This window comes from Paenibacillus sp. FSL R5-0378, from assembly GCF_038009285.1.
Classification (GTDB): domain Bacteria; phylum Bacillota; class Bacilli; order Paenibacillales; family Paenibacillaceae; genus Paenibacillus_AQ; species Paenibacillus_AQ favisporus.
Window position 1 is genome coordinate 1382716 of sequence record NZ_JBBPAY010000001.1, and the last position, 21823, is coordinate 1404538.

Below are 21823 nucleotides of genomic sequence, written 5' to 3' on the forward strand. Positions count from 1 at the left end.
TAGTATATATATCCTTTAGTCGGAGGTAGCCAGGATGAATGTACAATTTTCCTTGACTGCGAGTACGTCATCTCAGAATAAAACAGATTCAGCGGCATCTATGATCGGTGCAGCATCCATGATTCGAAACGGTGAAGATTTAGCATTGAAAGAAAAGCAGGGTGTTTCGGTTTCAATTGGGGAAGAGCAACTGATCCGGAACATTGACCGGGCCGTGAAGTCTCTGCAAGGGCCGGAAACAACACTAGATATCAGTATTCACGATAAAACCCATGAAATCATGGTCAAAGTTCTCAATAAAGAAACAGGAGAAGTGATCAGAGAAGTTCCGCCGGAGAAAACCTTGGATTTGGTTGCCAAGATGATGGAACTGGCGGGCATCATGATTGACGCTAAAGTGTAAGGAGGTATTCCGAAAATGACACTTCGTATTAACGGTTTTTCGGGCATGGATATCGACAGCATGGTCAAGGAACTAATGACTGCTAAACGTGCTCCACTAGATAAATTAAATCAGCAGAAAACATACCTTTCCTGGCAGCGTGATAGCTACAGGGAAATGAATAGTAAGGTTTTTGGTTTTAAAACCAAGCTCACAGATATTTTTGCCAAGAGTAACAGCATGACTTCACAAACAGCTGCTGTAAGTGGAGATACGGAAGCAATTAAAGCAGATGCTTCTTCAAGCGCAATAACTACTCCTATGCAAGTGATTGTTACCCAGGTTGCCACCAAAACAACGATAGCCGCAACCAAATCCATGACAACAGCGGCTGGTACGGCTAAGCTGACAACAAATCTTAAATCATTGACTGATTACCCAACCACTGCGGAGGGCTCTGCTGCCGAAACATTTAAGTTGAAAATCAACGGAACTGATATCCAGTTTTCAAGCACGGACACCTTATCTGATGTAATTAGTAGAATTAACAACTCTTCGGCGAATGTTACAGCGTCATTCGATGAAGTGAGTGGGAAGTTCTCCATATCGTCAAAAACCTTTGGTGACAGCGGGAAAGTAGATATAGAGGAAAGCAGCAGTACTCCAAGTGGAGCGAAGCTGCTCAATTTACTAAAACTCGGAGCTGCCGATGAGAGTAAAACTACTATAGGAAATGGTGCAGAGATTAAAGTTACCTCTGGCAGCGACAGTAAAACATTTACATCGGACAACAGTAATAATATTGTGGTGAACGGTATCGCTATAACAGTTCAAAAGGTTACCGCTGATTTGTCCAAACCCTCCACAATTACGACAACTATCGATCCGACCAAGGCTGTTGACACAATAAAGTCCTTCATCGATACTTACAACGACCTGCTGAACACCATGAATACCAAGGTAGACGAGGAGAAATATCGTGACTACCCGCCGCTGACGGACGAGCAAAAATCGGCCATGAAAGAGACAGATATCACAGCCTGGGAAGCTAAAGCGAAGAGTGGCCTTCTGAAAAATGACGACATCCTCAAAGATACCATTAGCGCTATGCGTTCGGTGATTAACAACAGCCTGGGACAATTAAGCGCAATGGGCATCACCACGGGCCAATACTACGAAGGCGGCAAGCTGTATCTGGACGAGGACAAGCTAAAGCAAGCATTACAGAGCAACCCGCAGCAGCTCTCCGACATATTCCAAGGTTCAGATGGAATTGTCAACAAACTGTCCACGACCATGACTAGCACGCTTCAAAAGTTCTCCGATCGCGCCGGTACGAACCGCTTTAGCGGGGACCTCAGTGCTGCTTTTAAAGACGAGAGTGTCATGGGGAAACAAATGAAGGAATATACGTCGCGCATCAGTGATTTGATTAAGCGGCTTGATGATCAGGAAGACCGGTATTACAAGCAATTTAGTGCCATGGAAACGGCCATGAACCAACTGCAGTCCCAGTCGTCCAGTCTGTTCGGAACTACCCAATAATTTTTTAAGTAAAGGGTGAAGACACTTGATAACATCTCCTTATGAAAAATACCGTCAGTCATCCGTTCAAACCTCTACGCCAGGGCAGCTGCTTCTGATGCTGTATGATGGAGCAATCCGCTTTGTCCGTGCTGGAATCGACAGCTTGCAGAAGAAAGAGTTGCAGAAAGCCAATTTGAATTTAGGCAAAAGCCAAAGCATCGTCAACGAGCTGCTGTCTACGCTGGACCGAAGTTATGCCGTTTCGGAAGGGCTCGCATCCTTATATGAATATATTAATCATCTGCTGATTGAGTCCAATGTGAAGAAGACGGCAGCACCTGCTGAAGAGGCGCTAGGGTATTTGATGGATCTGCGGGAAACCTTTGCCGAAGCCGCTAAAATGACAGCCGGCAGCTTGAGCCAAGAGACGGCGAATGGATAACCTGATCTCTTCGCTCCAAGCGTTAACCGAAACCGTCCTAGCACGCCTGCAATATACGGCATATGAGGAGCTGCAGGATTTTGTCCAGGAGCGCCAGCAGCTGATTGATGAACTGAACCGGCTCAAGCAGCACACACCATTTTCACCGAGCCAAGTTGAGCAATTACAAAGTATTTTACAGGCGGATCCGCTCATCCTTAACCGCATGAACCAGCTTAAAATGGAAGCCTCCGACTGGCTTCAACACAGAGGACAAGCCAAGATGCAGCGGAGCGCTTATGAAGCAGCATACACACCGGATAGCTTTTTGATGGACCAAAGGAAGTAATATGTTAGCCTGACAAAAAAGCCACATATAGCAAGACACTGAAAAGACTAGAATCCATATTCTAGTCTTTTTTGTTTTTATTTTTTAATTCAACCCTAGCAATAAAAAAAGTAATAGGAAACAAAAGGAACAAAAGTATAGATTTCCTTTGTCTAAATATGGTAGGATACAAGAAGTATTGATAGTCTTTAAGTCCTGGTTCTAATGTTATAAGTTTTCTGATTTTTTGAGAAATGGAGGTCGGGTGAAGCAACTTTGAATGAAAATAATGTCGATTTAGTTCATATTTTCGTTTTAACGCATAACTACATAAGTCTATAGGAGGATATTCTAGTGAAAAAAGGTTTGCATGGTACGTTAACCGGATTGCTAGGTTTGGGGATGACTTTGGGGGCTGTTAGTCCCGCATTTGCGGCACAACCCGCAAAGGATATCAACGGTCACTGGGCTGAAAAACAGCTGCAGGAGTGGGTAAACCAAGGAACTCTGAAAGGTTTTGAGGATGGTACGGTTAGACCCAATCAATCGATTACTCGGGCTGAATTTATTGTATTGGTCAATCGTATTTTTGGATACACCGAATCTGCTCAAGTTCAATTTAACGATCTGTCCAGCAGCAACTGGGCCTATACAGATGTGGCCAAAGCGGTTAAAGCTGGATACGTCCAAGGGTACCAAGATCAGACGATTCACCCTTCTGCTGATGTCACCCGTCAAGAAGCTGCAGCTATGATTGCCAAAGTTGTGGGACTGACAGCGGGACAGACGGATTTGTTGTCTACCTTCAAGGATGCCGACCGCATCTCTGCGTGGAGCAAGCAAGGTGTCGCCGCAGTCCTGGATAGTAAAATCATGAACGGCTACCCGGACCAAACATTTGAACCGCAGAAAAGTTTGACGAGAGCCGAAGCGGTTGTGCTGATTAATGCAGCTTTTGCGAAGAAAGCGTCTGAGACCGTGACCTTTGATCATGCTGGCACTTATGGCGGTACGGATCAAGAAATCCAGGTGATTCATGGAAACGTTGTCATCAGCGCTCCAGGAGTGATACTCCAAAATGTAGAGATCCAAGGCAACCTGACCCTTGCCGAAGGAATCGGCAGCGGAGATGCTACCCTGAAAAACGTCAAAGTTCATGGAACCACCAACGTTGAGGGCGGCGGCGAAAACTCGATCCACTTCGTTGACTCCGTGCTGGTGAATATCGTTGTGAACAAAAAGGACGGAACCGTGCGTATTGTGGCTGAAGGTTCCACGGTCACCCAAAGCGTCGTTGTGAAGTCGTCGGCCAAATTGGAAGAAGACCATGCCAGCGGCGAGGGCTTTACAAATGTTGAATTGTCCAATGATCTCCCGGCTAATGCAAAAGTTACGCTGAACGGAACATTCGATGATGTTGATGTTTTTGCTGCATCCATTTCCGTTCAATTGGTTAAAGGTTCGATCGAAAATGTTCAAGTTGATGGTTCTGCAGGAAATACATCGATCGAACTGAGCAGGGAAGCGAAGATCGTGAGACTTGTTTTGGATGCGGTAGCGAAACTCCTCGGCTCCGGCCAGATTCAAACCGCAACGATTAATGATGGCGCCAAAGGCTCAACTTTCCAAACCAAGCCAAACCAAACGGAAGGTTCTCAAAAGGACTCCATTCAAGTGAACACTCCTGCTTCTTCCGGAAGTTCCGGTGGCGCCAGTAGCGGGGGCAACAGCGGCGGTTCTTCCGGCGGATCGAATGACGGAGGTAATAATGGCGGGGGAACGACGACTCCAGCGGATACAGTAGCTCCCGTTATTACCCTGAAAGGCGAGTCTACCGTAACTCTGGCATATGGCGCAGAATATGTCGATGAAGGTGTTACCATTACGGACAACAAAGATACGGGCCTGCAAGCAAAAGTCACCTATTCGAAAGATGGTCAATCGGTAGACAAGATCGATACGGAAGTGGCCGGTACCTACACCATTCATTACAATGTGAGTGATGCAGCAGGGAATAAAGCGAAAGAAGTGACAAGAACTGTTGTGGTAGAAGCGGTAAAAGATACTGTGGCCCCGACAATTCAAGATGCTTCATTGGCGGTAGACAATGGGTTGGTACTGAACTTTAGCATCGACGAGGACATTGACCTCTCGACAGATGCGGATGTGAGAATTAGCTACTTCGAGAAGAACGGCGAAAACTTAGTGCCGATCCAAAACTCCATAACTGGAGGAGATTTAGTCAAAGACAAAACGTGGGACGGCTATCTGTTTGGAGTCGAGACAGGAAAGAACTACTCCAAAGGGACTGCCGGAGTTGAAGCATACTTGGATGAAATCACAGCCAATACAAAACTGGCCACGCTGGTAAGACAGGGGTACCACAGCAACGGAGATATGGACTATGTCACGATTGACTGGACGAAGCCAGCGACCTATGTGGTGAAGATCGAAGTAACGGACAACGCAGGAAATGTGAGTGAAGTAAAACAAGTTGAAGCTACCGTAGAGGGACCAAAAGATACTGTGGCCCCGACAATTCAAGATGCTTCATTGGCGGTAGACAATGGGTTGGTACTGAACTTTAGCATCGACGAGGACATTGACCTCTCGACAGATGCGGATGTGAGAATTAGCTACTTCGAGAAGAACGGCGAAAACTTAGTGCCGATCCAAAACTCCATAACTGGAGGAGATTTAGTCAAAGACAAAACGTGGGACGGCTATCTGTTTGGAGTCGAGACAGGAAAGAACTACTCCAAAGGGACTGCCGGAGTTGAAGCATACTCGGATGAAATCGCAGCCAATACAAAACTGGCCACGCTGGTAAGACAAGGGTACCATAGCAGCGGAGATATGGACTATGTCACGATTGACTGGACGAAGCCAGCGACCTATGTGGTGAAGATCGAAGTAACGGACAACGCAGGAAATGTGAGTGAAGTAAAACAAGTTGAAGCTACCGTAGAGGGACCAAAAGATACTGTGGCCCCGACAATTCAAGATGCTTCATTGGCGGTAGACAATGGGTTGGTACTGAACTTTAGCATCGACGAGGACATTGACCTCTCGACAGATGCGGATGTGAGAATTAGCTACTTCGAGAAGAACGGCGAAAACTTAGTGCCGATCCAAAACTCCATAACTGGAGGAGATTTAGTCAAAGACAAAACGTGGGACGGCTATCTGTTTGGAGTCGAGACAGGAAAGAACTACTCCAAAGGGACTGCCGGAGTTGAAGCATACTTGGATGAAATCACAGCCAATACAAAACTGGCCACGCTGGTAAGACAGGGGTACCATAGCAGCGGAGATATGGACTATGTCACGATTGACTGGACGAAGCCAGCGACCTATGTGGTGAAGATCGAAGTAACAGACAACGCAGGAAATGTCAGTGAAGTAAAACAAGTTGAAGCTACCGTAGAGGGACTGAATAATCAAGAAGAGTAAATGCGCCAAGTTTATGATTCAAAATAATTTCTCCTGGTTATAAGATAAGTAAATTGTGTGATGCTTCGCATGTCTCTTCACAGTATTATTCTTAAAGGGGGAGGCTCAACTGCCTCCCTTTTTCAATATAGAAAGTTCATAAGGTTAAGAGATATGGAGGTTGTCACATTATCTGATAATGAAAGGGGCGTTATCGCGTGCAGGGAAAAGTTAAGTGGTTTAATGCCGAGAAGGGCTACGGGTTCATTGAAACTGCTGAGGGCAATGATGTATTTGTGCACTTCTCCGCTATCCAATCTGAGGGGTTTAAAACGTTGGATGAAGGTCAGGAAGTCGAATTTGACATTGTTGAAGGTGCTCGTGGTCAACAAGCTGCAAACGTAACAAAATTATAATTTTCTTTGGGCTGATTTGCTCAAATTTTTGTTTTTGCTGATAGTTAACGGTACCTAGGAATAATTACTCCTATGTTACTTAAAGCCAAATGATCTGGAATTTTATACAATTAAACCCCTTTCCATTCCAATTGACAATGGACAAGTTTGGGTGGTATATTCAGGAATGTGGGCGTAAGTCACACTTTATTTGACGACGAAGGGAATGTTAGTGCATGCAAGGTAAAGTTAAATGGTTCAACGCAGAAAAAGGTTATGGCTTCATCGAGACTGTTGAAGGTGGCGACGTATTCGTACACTTCTCCGCAATCCAATCTGAAGGCTTCAAGACTTTGGAAGAAGGTCAAGACGTTGAATTCGACATCGTCGAAGGCGCTCGTGGACCGCAAGCAGCTAACGTAATCAAATTATAATCATCCGGCAAGGCCGACCTACATATACGGTTCGATGGTTAAGTAATTGAAGAACGGTAGCGATAAGACCCTGGATCTCCAGGGTCTTTCTTTGTGTTCCGGCGGATTTTACCACGATCGAACCTGTTTCATTTCCTCCTGTGCGGTTAAGGAATTTTACCCTGCTTTAGGCGGACAGCGGGGGTGAGTAAAGGGCTTTCATTTGGCGGACAGCCGCCCAAAAACGCCTTTTTACTTAGCGTTAACAATTGTGATATAATGGAACTGCAAAGGAGGAGTGCCCTATGAATTTAGCTATTCGAGGTCAACAAATCGAGGTTACTGACGCTTTGAAGGACTATGTCGACAAGAAGCTCAGCAGGCTTGAGAAGTATTTCGATGCACCCCCCGCCTCAGAAGGAAATGTGACACTTGGAGTTACTCGAGGTTTGCACAGTGTGGAGGTAACGATTCCGCTCCCTGGAGTGATGCTCCGGGCCGAGGACCGCAGCGATGACATGTACGCGTCTATTGATGCCGTCGTGGACAAGCTGGAACGTCAAATCCGCAAGCACAAGACCAAGCTCAACCGCAAGTTCCGCCAGGAAGGAAGCCTGAAGATGCTGTTCACGGAAGAAGCCGCGACCGGTACCGGCCTGCTGCCGACGATGACGGAGGAAGAGCACGACGATCTGGAAGTGGTCCGCACGAAGCGCTTCACCCTGAAGCCGATGGACGTGGAAGAAGCCATTTTGCAGATGAACATGGTCGGACATAATTTCTTTGTTTTTTCGAACATTGATACCCAGGAAGTGAATGTCGTTTACAAACGGAATGATGGAAAATACGGTTTGATCGAACAAAATGAACGCAGCGCGTATTAACAAAATGACGGTCCGTTGTAACAATTTTCATGATTATGTAAATATTTATTGAGTTTCGAGTAAAAAAAGAGCCCTTGTCCTGCAACGGATGGGGCTCTTCGTGCGTATATAAATAGAGGCCGTTTGTAAGGGCTGTAAGTTGTTGCGGCATCTCTTACAAACTGTTACAATTTATGCAAACCCGTTTTTATTTTAATTACCGGTTTGAACACGATTGGAATGAACTTCAAGCAGTTGCATTTTGTCTGTATGAAGCCGATTCTGTCCGGATCAATTTCAACAAGCAGCAGATCTTCAATACTCCTGTATGAATCGATTCTTTTTGAATCCATCTCATTCAGCCGGTGTCTGTGTGAATTGGTTCATGAAGAATCTATTTCATTTGAACATAACCCTGAAATAACTGAAGTTGATTCTAACAATTGTTTTGCGCGAAAGGGGTTAACCATGCTAGGTATTGTCAAAAAAATCTTCGGTGACGTCAACGATCGTGAGGTTAAGCGTCTGATGAAGACGGTTGATCAGATCAACAAATTAGAGCCGGAATTCGTCAACCTTTCCGATGAGCAGCTGAAAGGGAAGACGGAGGAGTTCCGTGCGCGTCTGGAGAAGGGTGAAACCCTCGATGATCTCCTGCCTGAAGCGTTTGCCACCGTACGCGAAGCATCCAAGCGCGTGCTCGGTAAGCGTCATTACGACGTTCAGCTGGTCGGCGGTATGACGCTGCACGAAGGCAAGATCGCCGAAATGAAGACCGGTGAGGGGAAGACGCTGGTAGGTACCCTGCCGGTATACCTGAACGCCCTGCTCGGCAAAGGTGTGCACGTGGTCACCGTCAACGACTATCTCGCTCAGCGGGACAGCGCGGAAATGGGACAAATTTACGAATTCCTGGGCATGACCGTCGGGGTGAACCTGAGCGGCATGGACCATGCGGATAAACAATTGGCTTATGCCTGTGATATTACGTACGGTACGAACAATGAGTTCGGTTTCGACTACCTGCGTGACAACATGGTGCTGTATAAGGAACAAATGGTGCAGCGCCCGCTGTACTTCTGTACGATTGACGAAGTGGACTCGATTCTGATCGATGAGGCGCGTACGCCGCTGATCATCTCAGGACAAGCCCAGAAATCGACGGAGCTGTATTACGTAGCGGACCGCTTTGTGAAGCAGCTGCAGAAGGAAGAAGACTATACGGTCGATATTAAGGTTAAATCCGTTGCTTTGACGGAAAAGGGTGTGGCTAAAGCGGAACGCGCTTTTGGCATCGAGAACCTGTATGACCACAGCCATATTACGCTGAACCACCACATCGTGCAGGCGCTGAAGGCGAACGTCATCATGCGCCGCGACGTCGACTACGTCGTAACCGAGGACGAAGTGGTGATCGTCGACGAGTTTACCGGCCGCCTAATGGCTGGACGCCGCTACAGCGACGGTTTGCACCAGGCGATCGAAGCGAAGGAAGGCATCGAGGTGCAGAACGAGAGCATGACGCTCGCGACGATTACCTTCCAGAACTACTTCCGGATGTACCGCAAGCTGGCCGGCATGACCGGTACGGCGAAGACAGAGGAAGAAGAATTCAAGAAAATTTACGGCCTGGAAGTTATCCAGGTACCGACAAACAAACCTAACCAGCGGAACGACATGCCGGACATCGTGTACAAGAGCGTGAACGGCAAGTTCAAGGCCGTTGTCGACGAGATCGTGGAACGCCACAAAAAGAACCAGCCGGTGCTGGTTGGTACGGTATCTATCGAGAACTCCGAGCTGATTTCGGAAATGCTGAAGCGTAAGGGCATCAAGCACCAGGTGCTGAACGCCAAATACCATGCCGAAGAAGCGGACATTATCTCCCGCGCCGGTCAGCCGGGTACGGTAACGATCGCGACCAACATGGCCGGACGGGGTACCGATATTTTGCTGGGTGAAGGTGTGGCTGATGTGGGCGGTCTGCATATCATTGGTACAGAGCGCCACGAATCCCGCCGGATCGATAACCAGCTTCGCGGCCGTGCCGGACGCCAGGGCGACCCGGGTTCGACGCAGTTCTACTTGTCGCTGGGCGATGAGCTCATGAAGCGGTTTGGCGCCGACAACGTGCTGAACATGATGGAACGCCTCGGTTTTGAGGAAGACCAGCCGATTGAGAGCAAGATGATTACCCGTGCGGTCGAATCCGCGCAAAAACGCGTCGAAGGCAACAACTTCGACCTGCGGAAGGTCGTCCTCCAATACGACGACGTCATGAACCAGCAGCGGGAAATCATCTACAAGCAGCGCCGTGAAATTCTGGAATCCGATAACATCAAGGATATCGTCATGGAGATGATCAAGCCGGTCATTGACCGTGCGGTTGAGGTACACTGCTCCGACGATATTCCGGAAAACTGGGAGCTCCAGGAAGTGGCTGATTACGTAAACAGCAAGCTCCTCGACGAAGGCTCCATTACCCGCGACGATCTGTGGGGTAAAGAGGTTGAGGAGATTGAAGAGTTTATCTTCGATAAGGTGAAGAAGAAGTACGAAGAGCGCGAAGAGCGGATCGGTTCCGAGCTGGTACGTGAGTTCGAGAAAGTTATCGTGCTCCGCTCCGTCGACAGCAAGTGGATGGACCACATCGACGCGATGGATCAGCTCCGTCAAGGTATCCACCTCCGTGCATACGGCGGTACGGATCCGCTCCGTGAATACCAGTTCGAGGGCTTCGAGATGTTCAACACGATGACAGCCAGCATCCAGGAGGAAGTGGCTATGTACGTGATGAAGGCCCATATCGAAGCAAACCAGGAGCGCCAGGCGGTTGTGGAAGAGAGCAAGGTTTCCACAAATGGCGAGCCGACCGAGAAGAAGCCGGTGCAAGTCGGCGAACAGATCGGACGCAACGATTTGTGCCCTTGCGGCAGCGGCAAGAAGTACAAACACTGCCACGGTCAAGAAGCATAAGATAATATAGAAGCAAATGTTAAAGTCATTCATACAACAGCCGTTTCTTAGGCAACTCTAAGAAGCGGAGCCAAAACTCCCTTAAACCGGGAGACCCAATGCGGGCGCTGCTCTGAAGAGGAGGGTACCGCAGGGTCTTTCCGCTTAAGGGAGTTTATGTCGATAAAGAGGTGAAGAGTAAACCATGTTAGATCCAAGCGTTAAGCACGACCTGCGGGAAATTGCAACGAAACTCACCAATCTTAGGGGGTCTCTTTGACTTAGATCTGAAGCAGGAAATGATCGCGAACTTCGAAGAGAAAATGTCGGCTCCCGACTTTTGGGATGACAACGAAAAGGCTCAATCGGTCATCGCAGAAATGAACGCGGTGAAGTCATCTGTTGACGAGTATGAGAAGCTGCAGCAGGAATACGACGACGCCTCCATGATGGCGGAGCTGGCCGACGAGGAAGGCGACGAATCGCTGGCCTCCGAAATCGCCGAAGCGGTGGAGTCGTTAACCAAGAAGCTGGACGATTTTGAGCTCAAGCTGCTGCTGAGCCAGCCTTACGATAAAATGAACGCCATTCTCGAGCTTCACCCGGGTGCCGGCGGCACCGAGTCCCAGGATTGGGGACAGATGCTGCTGCGGATGTACACCCGCTGGGCAGAGAAGCATGGCTTCAAAGTCGAAACGCTGGACTATCTGCCGGGTGACGAGGCCGGGATCAAGAGCGTTACGCTGCTGATCAAAGGCTTTAACGCTTACGGCTATCTGAAAGCCGAGAAGGGCGTGCACCGTCTGGTGCGCATCTCGCCGTTCGACTCGTCGGGACGCCGCCATACGTCGTTCGTCTCCTGCGATGTCGTGCCGGAGATTACCGAGGACGTCGACGTAGAGATCCGGACAGAGGATCTCAAGATCGATACGTACCGGGCCAGCGGCGCTGGTGGTCAGCACATCAACACGACAGACTCCGCGGTTCGGATTACCCACATCCCGACGGGCGTGGTCGTAACCTGTCAGAACGAACGCTCGCAGATCAAAAACCGGGAGCGCGCGATGACGATGCTTCGCTCGAAGCTGTACGAGCGCAAACTCGAAGAGCAGCAAAAACAGCTGGATGAAATCCGAGGGGAACAGTCGGATATTGCCTGGGGCAGCCAGATTCGCTCCTACGTGTTTCATCCCTATAGTATGGTAAAGGACCACCGCACCTCAGTGGAGACCGGCAATGTCGGCGCTGTCATGGACGGGGACCTGGATCTGTTCATCGACGGTTATTTGCGCAGCCAAATCAAGGTGGAAACCGAATAAAACCAAGTGAATTCCTACACGCTATTCGTGTAGGAATTTTTTGGTGTAAAGGACTGATTTTAGCATTCCGGAAGGCTTGGCTGTTGGATGGCCTATTTTATATTTTAGGTAAGGAGAGAAAATTGTTCATGTCTCAGAAGTCATCGAACCGCAGAAAGGCATCTCTGCCTATGAGCGGACCCCGGCGCCACGTGGTGGACACGCTGCTCATCATTGTCGGTTCCTTTATTATCGCTTTAGGATTTAATTTGTTTTTCCTGCCGAACGGGATTGCTTCCGGCGGGGTATCCGGGATTTCCGTATTAACCGAAGCCTGGTTTGGCATGGAACCGGCCTTTACCCAATGGGCCCTCAACATCCCGTTGTTTATCCTGGGCATCCTGCTGCTCGGAAAAAATTACGGCATCCGCTCGCTGCTGGGCAGCGTGGTGCTGCCTTTGTTCGTCTATCTGACGAAGGACTGGCCGCTGCCGACGAGCAACCCGCTGCTCGCTTCGATTTACGGCGGGATTGCGGTCGGTCTCGGCATCGGGATCGTGTACCGGGGACGGGGCTCCACTGGCGGACTGACGACGCTGGCCCAAATTATTCAGAAATACAGCGGACTCAGCTTTTCCCTGTGCGTCGTGATCCTGGACGGATCGGTCATTGTTTTGGCTGCCTGTACGCTGTCTCTGGAGAAGGCGCTGTATGCGCTGGTGGGACTGTATGTCACCGGTAAGGTGATCGACGCCATTGAGCTCGGCTTCAATTACTCGAAGGTGGCTTATATCATTTCGGACCATATCGAGCCGATAACGGCGGCGGTGCTGAAGGACCTGGACCGCGGCTGTACCAAGCTGAACGCCACCGGCGGCTATACCGGGACGGACCGGACCGTGCTGATGGTCGTCATCGGCCAGAGCGAAACGACGCGGCTGAAGACGCTGGTGCAGTCGGTGGACCCGGAGGCTTTTGTTATCATCAGCAATGCGCATGAGGTGCTGGGCGAGGGCTTTAAGCTGCAGGGCAGCTGAGCATTTTTTTACAACCCATCATAGCTTAATAATGAACAACAAAAAGAGGCGAACAGTTATCCATGCGGACTGGGCAGCCTCTTTTTCATTATGAAAAGGTTGGAGGGAATGGTTAGATGTTCACACCTGTCCGGACCGATACGGCATCAAAAATAAATAACAGCATACATAACAAGGGGAGTTTTCTGCATATGAATGGTGCAGATGGCGGCACTCCGAGCAGATATCCATACAGTCAATGAATGAGCGACGCGTAAGTTTTCAATAGGCATGAAGCGAAGCGGACCTTGAGCAGGGTCTTTTTTTCTTGGAGATTGAAAGGTACGTAGGCTCGGACCATAGGAGACGGGAGCGGAAAAGCCCTTACAGGATAAGGGAAATTCGTTCCAAAGTGTTGTATTTATATAAAAGCGGTCGTATAATAATACATAATTATTCATGATTTATACAGAAGCGGCAGTAGAGAGGGGAACGCGGGGAATGGGAGAACACGGTACTGGGGAGAAGGTTAGGATTGCGATTGTCGGTTCGACCGGCTACGGCGGGGTTGAGTTGATCCGGCTGCTGCAGGGGCATCCCAAAGCAGTCATTACGTCAGTGATTTCATCATCGAGCGCGGGAACGCCGATTTCGGAAGGTTTTCCGCATTTAACGGATATTATCGTGCAAAATTTGGACGGTACCGATCCGAAGGAAATCGCCGCCAAGGCGGATGTCGTCTTTACGGCTACCCCTTCGGGCGTGAGCTCCAAGCTGGTGCCGGGCTTGCTGGAAGAAGGACTTAAGGTCATTGATTTGTCCGGGGATTTCCGGATCAAGGACGGCGCCACGTACGAAAAATGGTATAAGCACACCGCGCCGGATGCGGCCTATTTGGAAGAAGCCGTTTTCGGTTTGTGCGAACTGTTTGGGGAAGAAGTCGCCGGCAAGGACTTTATTTCCAATCCCGGCTGTTACCCGACGGCTACCCTGCTCGGTCTGGTTCCGGCTATCAGCGCCGGCTGGATTAACCCGAACAGCATTATCATTGATGCCAAGTCCGGCGTATCGGGTTCGGGACGCGGAACGAGCTTGACGACCCATTTTGCGGAAATTAATGAAAATTTCAAAGCTTACAAAGTGAATAAACATCAGCATATCCCGGAAATTGAACAGGTTCTAAGCCAAGTAGCCGGTGAGCAGGTGACCGTGACGTTTACGACCCAGCTGGTACCGATGACCCGGGGCATTATGAGCACGATGTATGCAAACTTGAACGGCGTGTATAACGACGAGGATTTTGTGGAGCTGTACCGGCAGTATTACCAAGGACGGCCGTTCGTGCGCGTGCGCGACACGGGCATTTGGCCGGCGACAAAGGAAGTGCTGGGCTCCAATTATTGCGATATCGGTTTTGCGGCGGATCCGCGGACGGGCCGGGTCACCATTATTTCGGTCATTGACAATATCGTCAAAGGTGCGGCAGGCCAGGCGATACAGAACCTGAATCTGATGATGGGATGGGAGGAGAATCTCGGACTCGGCTATACTCCGGTGTATCCGTAAGCGGGATGAACATAGACATGGGACAATTAACGACGTTTACGCAGGTGAAGGACGGATCGATCGTCACGCCGAAAGGCTTTTCGGCGGGAGGCGTGCACTGCGGACTCAAGAAGACGGATCGCCATGACCTTGGCGCGATCCTGTGCGAGGTGCCGGCCGTGGCTGCGGCCGTGTACACCACGAATGTGTTTCAAGCGGCACCGCTGAAGGTGACGCGCGAGAGCCTGCGAAGCGGCACGCTGCAGGCTGTGATCGTGAACAGCGGCAACGCCAACGCGTGCACCGGGCAGCAGGGCGAAGCCGATGCCTATGACATGCGGGCGGCCGCGGCCCGCCACCTCGGCGTGGCGGAGCAGGACGTGGCCGTCGCGTCCACGGGCGTGATCGGCGAGCTGCTGAAGATGGACCGCGTGAACGCGGGCATCGAGTCGCTGCCGCCGCGGCTCAGCAGCGCCAATTCGGGCGCGGAGGACTTCTCGCAGGCGATCCTCACCACGGACCTGGTGAAAAAAGAAGCCTGCGTATCGGTGTTGGTGAACGGCAAAGAGGTGACAATTGGCGGCGCGGCCAAGGGTTCGGGGATGATTCATCCGAACATGGCGACGATGCTCGCTTTTATGACGACGGACGCGGCCATTGACCAGGAGGCACTGCAGCAGCTGATGCGGCAGGCGACGGACGTGACGTTCAACATGATTACGGTAGACGGCGACACGAGCACGAACGATATGCTGATCGCCATGGCCAGCGGGCTGGCCGGGAACGAAGTGCTGACGCCAGCGCATCCGGACTGGGAGCCGTTTGCCGAAGGGTTTACGTATGTGTGCCGGAGCTTGGCCCAAGCGATTGCGCGGGACGGTGAAGGCGCGACGAAGCTGGTCGAGGTCAGCGTCACCGGCGCAGTCAGCGACCTGTCGGCACGGGCGATTGCCAAGACGGTTATCGGCTCGAGCTTGGTCAAATCGGCCGTATTTGGCGCCGATGCCAACTGGGGACGGATCATCGCTGCCGTCGGACGTGCGGGCGAGCCGGTAAATCCAGAAACGGTCGACATCCGGCTGGGCGATATCAGCGTATTGGAACAATCGCGTCCGGTCGCTTTTGATGAAGATGAAGCGTTGGCTTACTTGAAAGGGGACACCGTCCGCATCGTTGTGGATCTGCACGGCGGAGCCGGGCAAGCCACCGCCTGGGGCTGCGATTTGACTTATGACTACGTACGGATCAATGCGGCTTACCGGACATAAGGCGAAGGCAGCTGCAGGGGAGAGTGAATGCATATGAAGACGCTGGAGAATGAGCAGGGCTCCCATATTGGAGCGGATGGCCAGCAGACGTTTGTCATGAAGTGCGGGGGAAGCACGCTGGCGTCACTGCCGGATTCTTTCTTTGAAGATCTGAAGCAGCTGCAGCAGCAGGGCGTACAGCCGGTCATCGTCCATGGGGGCGGTCCGGCCATTTCGGACAATCTCGCCAAGCTGGGCATTGAAACGGAATTCGTGAACGGCCTGCGCAAGACGACCGAGGACGTCCTCGACGTGGTGGAAATGGTGCTGGCCGGAACGATCAACAAGCAGATCGTGCGGCGGATCCAGAGCACGGGCGGCCGGGCTCTTGGCCTGTCGGGCGTCGACGGGGGACTGATCCAGGCCGAGCCGGTTGCGAACGCGGCCGAGGTTGGCCATGTCGGCGACGTGACCTACGTGGAATCGGCGATCGTTAAAGGCATTACGGCTATGGGCTACATGCCGGTCATCGCACCGGTCGGGGTGGACGCGGCCGGGCAGCGTTACAACATTAACGCCGATACCGCGGCGGGCGCCGTCGCTTCCCATCTGGGAGTCGACCGGATGATCGTGGTCACGGACGTGCCCGGCATCCTGAAAGCCGTGGACGGCGAGAAGCAGGTGCTGCCGTCGGTGACGGTGCAGCAAATCGAAGACATGATCGCCAGCGGCGATATTTACGGCGGCATGATTCCGAAAGTTCGGGCCGCGGTGAGCTGCATTCAAGGAGACGTGCAGGAAGTCGTCATCGTGGACGGAAGTGAGCCCCGGGTACTGAGCCGGGTGCTGCAGGGTGAAGTGTTGGGTACCCGTATCGTGAGGGATTAAGATAAAGTCAGGACCATTTAAACAGGGGCACAGGGAGGGACCTGCGGCTCCGGGAGAAGGAGTGATTAGGGATGAGCGCAAGCGAACAGGCAAGCTCATTGTTTCAGAACTATGCCAGATATCCGATCAGCCTGGTGAAAGGGCAAGGGAGCTGGCTGTGGGACGATAAAGGGAACAAGTACCTCGACTTTATGTGCGGTATAGCGGTGACCAATCTGGGCCATGCGCCGAAGAAAGTGACCGAGAAGCTGAAAGCCCAGCTGGATGAGCTGTGGCATGTATCGAACCTGTTCCACATTCCGAACCAGGAAAAAGCAGCTTCTCTGCTGACGGCGAACAGCTGCGCGGATGCGGTGTTCTTCTGCAACAGCGGCGCGGAAGCGAACGAAGCGGCCATCAAGCTGGCCCGCCGCTACCACCAGAAGGTGAAAGGCACCGGACGCTTTGAAATCATCACCTTCCATCAATCCTTCCACGGACGTACGCTGGCTACGCTGACGGCAACCGGCCAGGATAAGGTAAAAGACGGCTTTCTGCCGCTGCCTGCCGGCTTCAAGAGCGTACCGCTGCATGATCTGGATGCGCTGAAAGCAGCCATCGGACCGGATACGGCTGCGATCATGATCGAGATGGTGCTGGCGGAAGGCGGCGTGCTTGTCGTGCAGCCGGACTTCCTGAAGGCAGTGAAGGCGCTGTGCGAGCAGCATGGGCTTCTGCTCATCGTTGACGAGATTCAGACCGGCATGGGGCGTACAGGCAAGCTGTTTGCGTATGAGCATTACGGCATTGAGCCGGATATTTTCACACTCGCCAAAGGCATTGCCAGCGGGTTCCCGGCAGGAGCGATGCTCGGTAAAGGTTATCTGAAAGACGCGTTTACGCCGGGCAGCCACGGCTCTACCTTCGGCGGCACGCCGATCGCGACGGCGGCGATGATCGCCACGATCGAGACGATTCTCGAGGATCAGCTGCCGCAGCGCGCCGCGGACATGGGCGAGTATTTGATCCAGCAGCTGAACGAAAAGGTGGCTGTGCATCCTTTTGTCAATGAAGTGCGCGGGTTAGGGCTGCTTATCGGCATCGAGTGCAAGGAGCCGGTGAACGACATCGTGCTGGAAGGGCAGAAACGCGGGCTGCTGTTCGTAACCGCCGGTCCGAACGTGATCCGCCTGCTTCCAAACCTGTATATTTCCAAAGAAGAAATCGATCAGGCCGTCAGCATGATTGCCGAGCTGATCCATGATCATACCGCAGTAAACAAGGCGTAGCCGGGCAGCATTAGAGCATGCACTGATAAAGGAGGACGTAACGATGTTGAGCCAAACCGGGCTGCTGCAGGATATCGACCTGAAGGGAAGAGACCTGCTGGAGCTCGACGATTATACAACGGAAGAAATTCAGTACTTGATCGATCTGGCGATCGAACTCAAGCGCAAGCAGAAGAACGGCGAGGAATACCAGCCGCTGAAGGGCAAAACGATCGGACTTATTTTTGAAAAATCATCCACCCGTACCCGGGTATCGTTCGAGGTGGGGGCGTTCCAGCTCGGAGCCCACGCGCTCTTTTTAAGCAAAAACGACATTCAGCTCGGACGCGGAGAAATTATCAGCGATACGGCGCAGGTGCTGTCGCGTTATCTGGACGGCATCATGATCCGCACCTTCGGGCATCACAATGTGACGGATCTGGCAAAATACGCCTCCGTCCCCGTGATCAACGGCCTGAGCGATCTGGCGCATCCGTGCCAGGTGCTGGCGGATTACCAGACGATCTATGAGCACAAGGGCCAGCTGAAAGGCCTGAAGCTCGCCTACATCGGCGACGGCAACAACATGGCCCATTCCTTGATGATCGGCGGCGCCAAGCTGGGCGTAAACGTATCGATCGCAAGTCCGGAAGGGTACACCCCGGATCCGGCCGTGGTGAAGGTAAGCCAAGAGATTGCCAAGGAAAGCGGCGCGCAGATCGTCGTTACGCACAGTCCGGAAGAAGCGGTGAAGGACGCGGACGTCATTTATACCGACGTATGGGCAAGCATGGGCTTTGAAGAAGAGCAGAAGGTCCGCGAGGCGGCGTTCAAAAACTATCAAGTCGACGAGAAGCTGGCGCAGCTGGCGAAGGCAGACTACCTGTTCATGCACTGCCTGCCGGCACACCGTGGGGAAGAAGTGAGCGAAGGGGTCATCGACGGCAAAAACTCGGTTATTTTCGACCAGGCCGAAAACCGTCTGCATGCGCAAAAAGCGCTGATGGCCGCATTGATGGGTTAAGATTAGTCAGGAGAGGGAGTTAAGACATGGCAAAAGAAAAAATCGTACTGGCGTATTCCGGAGGTCTGGATACGTCGGTCATTCTGAAGTGGCTCAAGGAAACGTATGATGCCGAAATCATCGCATTTACGGCCGATATCGGACAGAAGGAAGAGCTGGACGGTTTGGAGGAAAAGGCACTGGCTACCGGCGCCTCGAAAGTATATATTGACGATCTGCGCGACGAGTTCGCACAGGATTTCATCTTCCCGATGTTCCAATCGGGAGCGCTGTATGAAGGGCAGTACCTGCTCGGCACGAGCATTGCACGCCCGCTGATCGCCAAGCGCATGGTGGACATCGCCCGCGCGGAAGGCGCAACGGCAATCGCGCACGGCGCAACGGGCAAAGGGAACGACCAGGTGCGTTTCGAGCTGGCGGCTGCGGCCCTGGCTCCGGACATCAAAGTTATCGCTCCATGGCGTCTGGAGGAGTTCCGTAACGAGTTCCCGGGACGCGCGGAAATGATCGCTTTTGCCGAGAAGCACGGCATTCCGGTAACAGCCTCGGCGGCGAAGCCTTATTCGATGGACCGCAACCTGCTGCATATCAGCTATGAGAGCGGCGTGCTCGAGGATCCTTGGTTCGATGCCAGCGCTCCGGAAAATAAAGACATGTACCTGCTCAGCGTGTCTCCTGAGGATGCGCCGGACGAGGCGGAATACGTGGAGCTCGATTTTGTGCAGGGCAACTGCGTCGCCATTAACGGCGAGAAGCTGAACCCGCTGGCCGTAATGGAGCGCCTCAACGAGCTCGGCGGCAAGCACGGCATCGGCCGCGTGGACATGGTGGAGAACCGTTTTGTCGGCATGAAGAGCCGCGGCGTGTATGAAACGCCAGGGGGCACGATCCTGTTCACCGCGCACCGCAAAATGGAGTCGATCACGATGGACCGCGAAGTGATGAACCTGCGCGACAGCCTGATCACCCGTTACAGCACGCTCGTGTACAACGGCTTCTGGTTCGCACCGGAACGTCTGGCACTGCAGGCGCTCGTGACCGAAAGTCAGAAGAACGTGACCGGTACGGTGCGCGTGAAGCTGTACAAGGGCAATATCATCGCTGCCGGCGTGAAGAGCCCGGTCAGCCTGTACAACCCGGACATCGCCACGATGGAAGCCGATCCGACCCAAGCGTACGATCAAGGGGATGCTACCGGCTTTATCCATTTGAACGCCCTGCGTCTTAAAGTCGGCACAGGCGTGGCACAGAACAAATAATTTTTCCATGATATAATCAACAGCACAAGCATGTCGTAGGGAGGCCGTTCCTTGTCGGTCACGGGAAGGAGCGGCCCTCTGCTGTCAAGCAAGAGGGGAGAGAACGATAGTGGGCAAACTGTGGGGAGGGCGCTTTACGAAGCAGACCAACCATCTGGTAGACGAATATACGGCTTCGATCGGTTTTGACCAGGCGCTCGCCGAGGAGGATATTCAAGGCAGCCTGGCTCATGTGACGATGCTGGGCAAATGCGGAATCGTTCCGCAGGAAGACGTGGAGACGATTAAGGCGGGGCTGCAAACCGTGCTGGACAAAATCCGCCGCGGTGAAATCGAGTTTTCGGTGGCGGACGAGGACATCCATATGAACGTGGAGAAAAATCTGATCGCCGAGATCGGCCCGGTCGGCGGCAAGCTGCATACGGGACGCAGCCGGAACGATCAGGTGGCGACCGATATGCACCTGTATTTGCGAAAGCGAGTCGCCCTGCTGGTCGGCATGCTGCATGAGCTGCAAAAATCGCTGATCGGACAAGCAAGGGACAACCTGGATACGATCATCCCGGGGTATACGCATCTGCAGCGGGCACAGCCGATTCTGTTCGCCCATCATTTGATGGCGTACGTCTCCATGTTCCAGCGCGATATCGAGCGGCTCATGGACAGCTATAAGCGCATTAACGTCCTGCCGCTCGGCGCCGGCGCCTTGGCCGGGACGACGTTCCCGATCGACCGCCATTTCGTGGCGGAGCAGCTGCAGTTTGACCGGGTCTACGAGAACAGTCTGGATGCGGTCAGCGACCGCGATTTTATCGTGGAGTTCCTGTCCCACGCGTCCATCATCATGATGCATCTCTCCCGCCTGTCCGAAGAGCTGGTGCTGTGGAGCAGCACGGAGTTTAACTTTATCGAGCTGGACGACGCCTTCTGTACCGGCAGCAGCATCATGCCGCAGAAGAAAAACCCGGACGTGCCGGAGCTGGTTCGCGGTAAAACCGGCCGCGTATACGGCAACCTGATGGGCCTTCTGACGGTGCTCAAGTCGCTGCCTTTGGCGTACAACAAGGATATGCAGGAAGACAAGGAAGGCATGTTCGACACGGTGGCCACGCTGGAGGGAGCCCTGCAGCTGTTTGCGCCGATGATCGCCACGATGAAGGTGAACAAGAGCCGCATGCGCGAAGCGGTCAACCAGGACTTCTCGAACGCGACGGACATCGCCGACTTCCTCGTCGGCAAAGGGCTGCCGTTCCGCCAGGCGCATGAAGTCATCGGCAAAACGGTGCTGTACTGCATCCAGCAGGGCAAGTACCTGCTTGACCTGACGATGGAGGAGTTCCAGCAGTTTTCGCCGCTGTTCGACGACACGATTTATGAGGTACTGCGGCCGGAAACCGTCGTGAACGCCCGCAATGTGTACGGGGGCACGGCGACGGATCAGGTGGCTGAGGCGATTAAACGCGGCGAAGTGCTGCTCAGCATGACTGAGCAGTGGCTTGCCGAGCATGTTTAAACGATAGCCGTAACGGTGTGGTTATGTGATTGAGCAGATCAGAAATAGCAGATAAGAAAAGGCGCTTCCC

The 21823-nt window shown here is 52.3% G+C and carries 18 protein-coding genes; all 18 read left to right on the forward strand.

Annotated features, from left to right (window positions below):
- Positions 1–34 precede the first annotated feature (34 nt).
- The 18 genes from MKY74_RS06110 (at position 35) to argH (ending at position 21753) form a co-directional block, all read left to right on the forward strand.
- Positions 35–403 (forward strand): flagellar protein FlaG, encoded by a 369-nt coding sequence (locus tag MKY74_RS06110; RefSeq protein WP_076174578.1) that lies wholly within the window; start codon positions 35–37, stop codon positions 401–403.
- A 15-nt stretch (positions 404–418) separates the two neighbouring features.
- Positions 419–1927, forward strand: coding sequence for a flagellar filament capping protein FliD (fliD, locus tag MKY74_RS06115; RefSeq protein WP_076174576.1), 1509 nt, complete (start codon positions 419–421; stop codon positions 1925–1927).
- A 25-nt stretch (positions 1928–1952) separates the two neighbouring features.
- A complete protein-coding gene (gene fliS, locus MKY74_RS06120; RefSeq protein ID WP_076174574.1) occupies positions 1953–2351 on the forward strand; it encodes a flagellar export chaperone FliS in 399 nt (132 codons plus the stop codon).
- Positions 2344–2679 carry a hypothetical protein gene (locus MKY74_RS06125; RefSeq protein ID WP_076174572.1) on the forward strand — a complete coding sequence of 112 codons (336 nt, stop codon included), beginning with the start codon at positions 2344–2346 and terminating at the stop codon, positions 2677–2679. Before fliS ends, MKY74_RS06125 begins: the two co-directional genes overlap by 8 nt.
- Before the next feature lie 333 nt (positions 2680–3012).
- Complete coding sequence (locus MKY74_RS06130) at positions 3013–6111, forward strand: S-layer homology domain-containing protein (protein ID WP_341011795.1); 3099 nt, start codon at positions 3013–3015, stop codon at positions 6109–6111.
- A gap of 197 nt (positions 6112–6308) precedes the next feature.
- Positions 6309–6506 carry a cold shock domain-containing protein gene (locus MKY74_RS06135; RefSeq protein WP_076174568.1) on the forward strand — a complete coding sequence of 66 codons (198 nt, stop codon included), beginning with the start codon at positions 6309–6311 and terminating at the stop codon, positions 6504–6506.
- A gap of 215 nt (positions 6507–6721) precedes the next feature.
- Entirely contained in the window at positions 6722–6919 is a 198-nt protein-coding gene (locus MKY74_RS06140; RefSeq protein WP_076174565.1) for a cold shock domain-containing protein, read from the forward strand.
- A 284-nt stretch (positions 6920–7203) separates the two neighbouring features.
- Positions 7204–7782, forward strand: coding sequence for a ribosome hibernation-promoting factor, HPF/YfiA family (hpf, locus tag MKY74_RS06145; RefSeq protein ID WP_076174563.1), 579 nt, complete (start codon positions 7204–7206; stop codon positions 7780–7782).
- A 447-nt stretch (positions 7783–8229) separates the two neighbouring features.
- Entirely contained in the window at positions 8230–10737 is a 2508-nt protein-coding gene (secA, locus tag MKY74_RS06150) for a preprotein translocase subunit SecA (protein WP_076174561.1), read from the forward strand.
- A 184-nt stretch (positions 10738–10921) separates the two neighbouring features.
- Positions 10922–12035, forward strand: a protein-coding gene (gene prfB / locus MKY74_RS06155; RefSeq protein ID WP_116233509.1) for a peptide chain release factor 2 whose coding sequence is annotated in 2 segments (ribosomal slippage) — positions 10922–10993 and positions 10995–12035 — 1113 coding nt in all. Because the reading frame shifts where the segments join, the coding sequence is not laid out codon by codon here.
- Positions 12036–12163: 128 nt separating this feature from the next.
- The gene (locus tag MKY74_RS06160) at positions 12164–13051 is read left to right on the forward strand and encodes a YitT family protein (RefSeq protein ID WP_076174557.1); all 888 of its coding nucleotides are present in this window, start codon (positions 12164–12166) and stop codon (positions 13049–13051) included.
- Between the two features lie 480 nt (positions 13052–13531).
- A complete protein-coding gene (gene argC, locus MKY74_RS06165; protein WP_076174555.1) occupies positions 13532–14596 on the forward strand; it encodes an N-acetyl-gamma-glutamyl-phosphate reductase in 1065 nt (354 codons plus the stop codon).
- Positions 14597–14613: 17 nt separating this feature from the next.
- Positions 14614–15843, forward strand: coding sequence for a bifunctional glutamate N-acetyltransferase/amino-acid acetyltransferase ArgJ (gene argJ / locus MKY74_RS06170; protein ID WP_076174553.1), 1230 nt, complete (start codon positions 14614–14616; stop codon positions 15841–15843).
- A 33-nt stretch (positions 15844–15876) separates the two neighbouring features.
- Complete coding sequence (argB, locus tag MKY74_RS06175; protein ID WP_076174790.1) at positions 15877–16710, forward strand: acetylglutamate kinase; 834 nt, start codon at positions 15877–15879, stop codon at positions 16708–16710.
- Positions 16711–16781: 71 nt separating this feature from the next.
- Entirely contained in the window at positions 16782–17978 is a 1197-nt protein-coding gene (locus tag MKY74_RS06180; protein ID WP_076174551.1) for an acetylornithine transaminase, read from the forward strand.
- Between the two features lie 46 nt (positions 17979–18024).
- Positions 18025–18981, forward strand: coding sequence for an ornithine carbamoyltransferase (gene argF, locus MKY74_RS06185; RefSeq protein WP_076174785.1), 957 nt, complete (start codon positions 18025–18027; stop codon positions 18979–18981).
- Positions 18982–19007: 26 nt separating this feature from the next.
- A complete protein-coding gene (locus tag MKY74_RS06190; RefSeq protein WP_076174549.1) occupies positions 19008–20240 on the forward strand; it encodes an argininosuccinate synthase in 1233 nt (410 codons plus the stop codon).
- 109 nt (positions 20241–20349) lie between these two features.
- Positions 20350–21753 carry an argininosuccinate lyase gene (argH, locus tag MKY74_RS06195; protein WP_076174547.1) on the forward strand — a complete coding sequence of 468 codons (1404 nt, stop codon included), beginning with the start codon at positions 20350–20352 and terminating at the stop codon, positions 21751–21753.
- The last annotated feature ends 70 nt before the right edge of the window (positions 21754–21823 follow it).

Bases quoted from the DNA above. Each gene is read 5' to 3' on its own strand.
- MKY74_RS06180 (WP_076174551.1), top strand. From the start codon at position 16,782: ATGAGCGCAAGCGAACAGGCAAGCTCATTGTTTCAGAACTATGCCAGA.
- MKY74_RS06160 (WP_076174557.1), top strand. From the start codon at position 12,164: ATGTCTCAGAAGTCATCGAACCGCAGAAAGGCATCTCTGCCTATGAGC.
- MKY74_RS06140 (WP_076174565.1), top strand. From the start codon at position 6,722: ATGCAAGGTAAAGTTAAATGGTTCAACGCAGAAAAAGGTTATGGCTTC.
- MKY74_RS06190 (WP_076174549.1), top strand. From the start codon at position 19,008: ATGGCAAAAGAAAAAATCGTACTGGCGTATTCCGGAGGTCTGGATACG.
- argJ (WP_076174553.1), top strand. From the start codon at position 14,614: ATGGGACAATTAACGACGTTTACGCAGGTGAAGGACGGATCGATCGTC.
- MKY74_RS06125 (WP_076174572.1), top strand. From the start codon at position 2,344: ATGGATAACCTGATCTCTTCGCTCCAAGCGTTAACCGAAACCGTCCTA.
- argC (WP_076174555.1), top strand. From the start codon at position 13,532: ATGGGAGAACACGGTACTGGGGAGAAGGTTAGGATTGCGATTGTCGGT.
- secA (WP_076174561.1), top strand. From the start codon at position 8,230: ATGCTAGGTATTGTCAAAAAAATCTTCGGTGACGTCAACGATCGTGAG.
- hpf (WP_076174563.1), top strand. From the start codon at position 7,204: ATGAATTTAGCTATTCGAGGTCAACAAATCGAGGTTACTGACGCTTTG.
- fliD (WP_076174576.1), top strand. From the start codon at position 419: ATGACACTTCGTATTAACGGTTTTTCGGGCATGGATATCGACAGCATG.
- argB (WP_076174790.1), top strand. From the start codon at position 15,877: ATGAAGACGCTGGAGAATGAGCAGGGCTCCCATATTGGAGCGGATGGC.
- MKY74_RS06110 (WP_076174578.1), top strand. From the start codon at position 35: ATGAATGTACAATTTTCCTTGACTGCGAGTACGTCATCTCAGAATAAA.